This is a genomic window from Pedobacter cryoconitis (genome assembly GCF_003259615.1).
In the GTDB taxonomy this organism is placed as follows: domain Bacteria; phylum Bacteroidota; class Bacteroidia; order Sphingobacteriales; family Sphingobacteriaceae; genus Pedobacter; species Pedobacter cryoconitis.
In genome coordinates this window covers 1-2,336 of the sequence record NZ_QLLR01000066.1, presented here as the reverse complement: position 1 = coordinate 2,336, position 2,336 = coordinate 1, and the positions used below count along the sequence as shown (strand labels likewise).

The 2,336-nt window shown below is 28.9% G+C and carries 3 protein-coding genes; all 3 read left to right on the top strand.

The features are described 5' to 3' along the window. Positions 1–125 precede the first annotated feature (125 nt). Positions 126–1,460 (top strand): MutS-related protein, encoded by a 1,335-nt coding sequence (locus LY11_RS26330; protein WP_111636551.1) that lies wholly within the window; start codon positions 126–128, stop codon positions 1,458–1,460. A 204-nt stretch (positions 1,461–1,664) separates the two neighbouring features. Then, positions 1,665–1,847 carry a hypothetical protein gene (locus LY11_RS26325; protein WP_111636550.1) on the top strand — a complete coding sequence of 61 codons (183 nt, stop codon included), beginning with the start codon at positions 1,665–1,667 and terminating at the stop codon, positions 1,845–1,847. An 84-nt stretch (positions 1,848–1,931) separates the two neighbouring features. Next, a complete protein-coding gene (locus LY11_RS26320; protein ID WP_111636549.1) occupies positions 1,932–2,270 on the top strand; it encodes an MvdC/MvdD family ATP grasp protein in 339 nt (112 codons plus the stop codon). The last annotated feature ends 66 nt before the right edge of the window (positions 2,271–2,336 follow it).

Genomic DNA, 2,336 nt, shown 5'->3' with positions numbered 1-2,336 from the left:
CATACGTTCCATTACTGACACCTGCATTAAAAATGCTCAGTGCGTTCTTAATGCGTTCTGTACTATTGCCGTTTCATAGAACCTGAGTGGTTACCCTTTAAGGTTTAATTTTAATATAATAAGAAATGAGTAATTTTAATATCGATGATCAGACGTTTCGGGATTTAAATATTTTCACTGGAACAACTGGTTCGAATACGATATTTAATTTATTTAAAGGTACTCGAACAGTTGGTGGGCGAGAAAGATTGAGAGAGATGATGCAAAGCCCGTCCTCTGATTTGCAAGAGATTACATTGAGAAAAGATAGTATCAAATATTTTTATGATCACCACATCAATCTGGACATAAAAAATGAGGAATTAGATCTTGTTGAGTATTATTTGAAATTTGATAAAAGTAAGTTTAGAGGTAATATTATAGATTCTGTAGTCGAGTACATTGCAAGGAATTCAAGTAATGATTATTATATCATTAAAACGGGACTTAAATATCTTATTAAATTAACAAAATACATTTCAATTTTCATTAAAAAAAACTCATTATGTGAAGCTCCTGAATATCTGACATTACTTTTTAAACAGATTGAACAAATTATAGAGGCAGGATCACTAAAGCACGCGCTTTTGATTGATGAGAATAAATTGAAATTTTTGCAGGTTATTAAACTTGATCGTGCATTTCGTAATAAAGAAAGGGATAGTATTAATACTCTACTAACACTCATTTATGAATTTGATGTCTTCGAAAATGTTTCACTTGTTGCTTCTTTGAAAGGTTTTTCATTTGCAAAATATACAGAAGACGAAAATTTAAAAGTTTGCTTAACAGGCTTGTTTCACCCAAATCTACTGGACCCTGTTAAAAATGATGTTCATTTTGATAAGAATAATAATATTGTTTTTTTAACTGGATCTAATATGTCTGGGAAATCTTCTTTGCTTAAGTCAATAGGTTTAGTAATTTACTTATCACATCTTGGATTTCCAGTTCCCGCTCATTATATGGAAACTAATATTTTTAATGGTTTAATTACAACTATTAATTTACCTGATGATATTAACCAGGGACTAAGTCATTATTATACAGAAGTAAAGCGGGTGAAAGAAGTCTCACAGGCGCTCTTGGAGAGAAATAAAATGTTTGTCATTTTTGATGAATTATTTCGTGGTACAAATGTCAAAGATGCGTTTGATGCATCTTTTCTTATCATTTCAGAACTATCCCGCATTACAAATTCTGCATTTTTCATTTCAACGCATATAATTGAATTGGCTGATAAACTTAAAAAATTTAACAATATATCCTTTAGATACTTACAAACAACTTTTGAAAAAGACAGACCAATCTTTACTTATCAATTAACTGATGGTGTATCTAAAGAGTACTTAGGAATGTTTATTGTTTTAAATGAAGGTATAGTTGAAATCATTAGAAAAGCATATGATAGATTTCAGTAGAGAGATAATGATTTATGGTTTTTTTATTGAATATAAGTACTTATGTATTAAGTGCTTAATTTGTTTTTTTGATATGAGAATATACTTATTGTACTAATAGTAGAAGTTATTTTGTTTTTATTTTAAAAAAATTTGGATTTTAATATTAAATATCTTCTATTTACTATGTAAATCAATTATTCAACAATTAAAAAAATTATTAACATGAAAAATGAAAAAAAAGAATTGCCTACTAGGCTTTCGTTAGAAGATTTCAAAATGAAAAAAATTGAAGGAAAAAATGACATCGATGATCTCTTAGGAGGAATGGAAATGGCTGCTGCAGATTGTCATCAAATAACTGTTACGGGGTTAGATTGGGTTCTTAATCAGGCTCAGTTTGATTAGTTTTAGTGAAAATATTTATCAATGCTTAAGTAAGCAATACTTTAAAAACTGAATATTTATTCAGTTTTTATTAATTTACAGCTAATGGTTTTAGTAATATCTGAGTCTAGTGATGATTCAACTAACTCTGTTCTAGATTGGATTTCTTATTTTAAAGAGGAATTTGTTCGTATTAATAGAGACACTATGTTGGCAAATGCAGGGCATAGTGCGATTATTGAATTAAATTCGAATAGTGAAAGTTTGAAAATTGAAATGGATGATCAAGAACAACTTGATTTAGCTAAGATCAATTCAGTTTGGTTTAGGCGCTCATTATATCCTTATTTGGATGATTTTTCATGTGATGATTCCTCTAAGGAGTTTTATTCAAAAATTGCAAAGAACTTTTATCGTAACCACTCAGGTTCTCTCGGTTTATAAGTTATTGGTATAATTGATGGCCTATTAAAAGTATTTCCAGTTGATTACATGATTCCTTTTTTCCAA

Bases quoted from the DNA above. Each gene is read 5' to 3' on its own strand.
- LY11_RS26320 (WP_111636549.1), top strand. From the start codon at position 1,932: ATGGTTTTAGTAATATCTGAGTCTAGTGATGATTCAACTAACTCTGTT.
- LY11_RS26330 (WP_111636551.1), top strand. From the start codon at position 126: ATGAGTAATTTTAATATCGATGATCAGACGTTTCGGGATTTAAATATT.
- LY11_RS26325 (WP_111636550.1), top strand. From the start codon at position 1,665: ATGAAAAATGAAAAAAAAGAATTGCCTACTAGGCTTTCGTTAGAAGAT.